The following is a 3,401-nucleotide window of genomic DNA, read 5'->3' on the forward strand; positions in this document are numbered from 1 at the left end:
ACTTTTTTTCTACTTTTAAACTGTACTATTTTTGGGGGAGCTTACAATATTGTGCGGCATAAATAGGCGGGTTATCACCTTCATCTAAATAGATAAATAAAAATTGTTCTCTAGCATTATAGATGTCAAAAACATAAAAAGGACGTACAATTGATTTGTTATAGTAATCTATATTTCCTCTAACAAATAATTGTAATTCTTCCTGGGTATCTGTTAACCCAAAGTCACAGACATAACAGAAATCGCCTGCCAAATAAAGAAGTTCCCTCAATGCCTTTGGAAACATCATCCCATTGTTAAAAGATGATTCTAATTGGATAATTTCATTTTCACTTATGCCCTCATTTGTCATCAAATCAGGCCTGGTAGGTGCATTTTTTAATTTGTTTAGATATCTTATTTTCATATAGTTATTATTAACTTCCAAATCATCAACGGTTACAATTATAACCGCGGATAATACCTTTTTGCTACCGGGGTGGGATTTTGTGGCATGATAACTTTTAATAACTATTAATCAAATGATTATGTTTCGCCATTGAATCATTATATCAAGAAACTCTTGAAGAGGTAATTCTAATAGAGAATGGTTCGGATGAAAATCATCTTCTACACAAATAGTTTGGGTAGCAACATTAACATATACATGCAAGTCAACCTCAGAAATTAACGTAAAAAAAGTACCAGTCATATTGTTTTCGGCCAAAACTTCATCATCCCAATAGCCTCCGTAGTCATTATCAACAATAGATTCAATATCATTCCAATTATTAATTAAAAATTGAACCTTATTGATGAAAAAATCTAAATTAATAACTGGATTTAAAATTCCATTAAGAAGAGACTCCAAATTTAAATAAGCAGGTTGATTAAAATAGATAAATTTGTTATTTAATCTAATATCAATTGTATAGTCTTGTAAATTCATAATATAAAATTAAAATATTGGAAAAAAAGTACGGATTTCATTTTCGCTTATGCCTCATGAGTCATCGAATCTGGACTTGTTGGCGCATTGTTAAAATGTTTAGATATGACCATTTTTATATTCAACCGCGAAACCTGTAAAGGGTTGGCCTTGATAGTTCAACATTTCTGTACCCCCAGCATCAAACCCAGCGGTATCTAAATTTTCCCATTCAATTCTCATTCTTTAAAATATTCCGTTACTACTTAAATCGCCTCAAACAGCTTCCCAGGCAGCGGGCGTATCACGCCTTTTAACTCCATATTTAGCAACAGCGAGGAAATTTTAAATACCGGCAACTCACACTCCAGCGCTATTACATCCATAAGCTCTTTGCCGTTCCTTTGCAGGTAGTCATATACTTTTTGCTCATCGCCTTCCAGCGATACAAAGAGCTGCTTTTGCACCGGCTTGTGCTTTTTCTCTTCCAGCTGCCAGTTTAGCAGGTATATGATATCGGCAGCACCGGCCAGCAAATTGGCACGCTGGGTCTTTATCAGGTTGTTACAGCCCTGGCTGTACTTATCTGTGGCGCGCCCGGGCACGGCAAACACATCCCGGTTATAATCATTGGCAAGGTTAGCCGTTACCAAAGACCCGCCTTTATCGGCACTTTCAATCACTACCGTAGCTTCCGCTATGCCTGCAATAATCCGGTTACGCTTCAGGAAATTCTCCCTGTCAGGGTTTGAGGTACTCCAGAACTCGGTCATGAAACCGCCGTTCTCCTCCATCTTAGCCATGTATTTTTTGTGGGCTTTTGGGTATATCTGGTTCAGCCCGTGTGCCAACACCCCTATGGTTTGCAGGTTATTGTCCAACGCGGCCTGGTGTGCCACGATGTCTACACCATACGCAAAACCACTCACAATAACAGGGTTAAGCGGAGCAAGGTCTTCCACCAGCTTACGGCAAAATTCAGCCCCGTAAGAGGTTACCTGCCTTGTACCTACAATGCTTACTATCTTCCTGCCTTCAAGGTTAATGTTGCCTGAGCTGAAAAGGATAACAGGCCCGTCAATGCAGTGCTTCAACTTTTCAGGATAATCAGCATCCATAAAATAAGAGGCTTTTATGCCTTCTTTTTCTATAAACTTCATTTCAGCTTCGGCCTGTTTAAAAACATTTTTGTCCTGAAGGTTCTGCCATGCAGTTTCGCCTACACCGTCTATAGCGGTTATTTTGGACTTTTTAGCCTTAAAAACTTCTGTTGCTGACCCACAATGGCTTATCAGCTTCTTAGCCATAATGTCGCCTACGCCCTCCACGCGCAGTAGTGCGAGTGTATTGAACAATTCTGTATCAGTCATTCATATAATAGCGCTGCTGCGGGCAACACAGCAGCAATTGTTAATAAAATTTGTGAATAAAATTTTGCCCTTTATGTTGAATAAGTAAATTTGCCTTTATGAAGATAGAAAAATACATATCAGCTTTATTGTATCGCTACCAGTGCGTTACTTTGCCGGGCTTTGGGGCTTTCCTCACCGAAATACAGCCGGCCCAGATAAATGCTGACACCAGCACTTTTTATCCTCCAAAAAAACTCATTTCTTTTAATGCGAATGTAAAAAATAATGACGGGCTTTTAGCCAACCATATTGCTTTACAGGAAAAAATTTCTTACGACCAGGCCGTTGCCGCCATAGGCAGTGAGGTAGAGAAATGGCTTTACCGCCTGGAGCGGAAAGAAGCCCTAACCCTGAAAAACCTTGGCCATATCAGCACTAATAGTGAAGGCAATCTTGTTTTCACCCCTGATACACCGGTGAATTACCTGACAGATGCATTTGGGCTAAATATTATTATTTCGCCGGTAGTGAAACGAGAAGAGCTGAAAAAACAGGCGGAAGCGCTTGAAGAAAAGGCTCCTGTACTATTTACACATGAACGCAGGAAAAGCTATGCTTACCTTAAATATGCTGCTATAATTATTGTGGCACTTTCTGCCGGCGCCACAGGATATAAGCTGTATAACGACAACCGGGTGGCCGAAGAAACTCTGCTTGTAGAAAAAGCCGTTCAGGAAAAAATACAGGAAAAGATTCAGACAGCTACCTTTTTCATAGACAACCCGCTGCCAGCCGTCGCGCTTACAGTTGCCGAAGAAGAAAACCTGAATTACCATATTGTGGCCGGTGCCTTTAGGAGCAGGGCAAATGCCGGTAAAGCGATGCGCCAGCTGCAAAACAAGGGTTTTAAGGGCCGGATGCTTGGCAAAAACCAGTTTGGCCTGTACCCCGTGCTGTATGGAAGTTTTGCCACCCGTGCAGAAGCGCAGGACAGCATGATGCAGATACGTGAGAAACACGACAAGCAAGCTTGGCTTTTGGTAAAAGAATTATAAATTTGGTTTTGAAATAACTTTTTGAATACGTCTTACAATTTGAAGAAGCCGTCTCAATACTTAAATTTTGAGACGGTTTTTTATTTG

Annotated in this window: 4 protein-coding genes; 1 reads left to right on the forward strand and 3 read right to left on the reverse strand. The window is 40.1% G+C overall.

The features are described 5' to 3' along the window. Positions 1-25: 25 nt before the first annotated feature. The 3 genes from CHU92_RS01170 to dprA form a co-directional block, all read right to left on the reverse strand. Complete coding sequence (locus CHU92_RS01170) at positions 26-406, reverse strand: hypothetical protein (protein WP_094411769.1); 381 nt, start codon at positions 404-406, stop codon at positions 26-28. A gap of 111 nt (positions 407-517) precedes the next feature. Further along, positions 518-928, reverse strand: a complete 411-nt coding sequence (locus CHU92_RS01175; RefSeq protein WP_094411771.1) for a hypothetical protein — start codon at positions 926-928, stop codon at positions 518-520. Positions 929-1,173: 245 nt separating this feature from the next. After that, complete coding sequence (gene dprA, locus CHU92_RS01180; protein WP_094411773.1) at positions 1,174-2,277, reverse strand: DNA-processing protein DprA; 1,104 nt, start codon at positions 2,275-2,277, stop codon at positions 1,174-1,176. 98 nt (positions 2,278-2,375) lie between these two features. On the opposite strand from dprA, the gene CHU92_RS01185 reads away from it, so the two are divergent. Further along, complete coding sequence (locus tag CHU92_RS01185; RefSeq protein WP_094411775.1) at positions 2,376-3,314, forward strand: HU domain-containing protein; 939 nt, start codon at positions 2,376-2,378, stop codon at positions 3,312-3,314. The last annotated feature ends 87 nt before the right edge of the window (positions 3,315-3,401 follow it).

Origin of the sequence: Flavobacterium cyanobacteriorum (assembly GCF_002251835.1) — a bacterium.
Taxonomy (GTDB): Bacteria; Bacteroidota; Bacteroidia; order Flavobacteriales; family Flavobacteriaceae; genus Flavobacterium; species Flavobacterium cyanobacteriorum.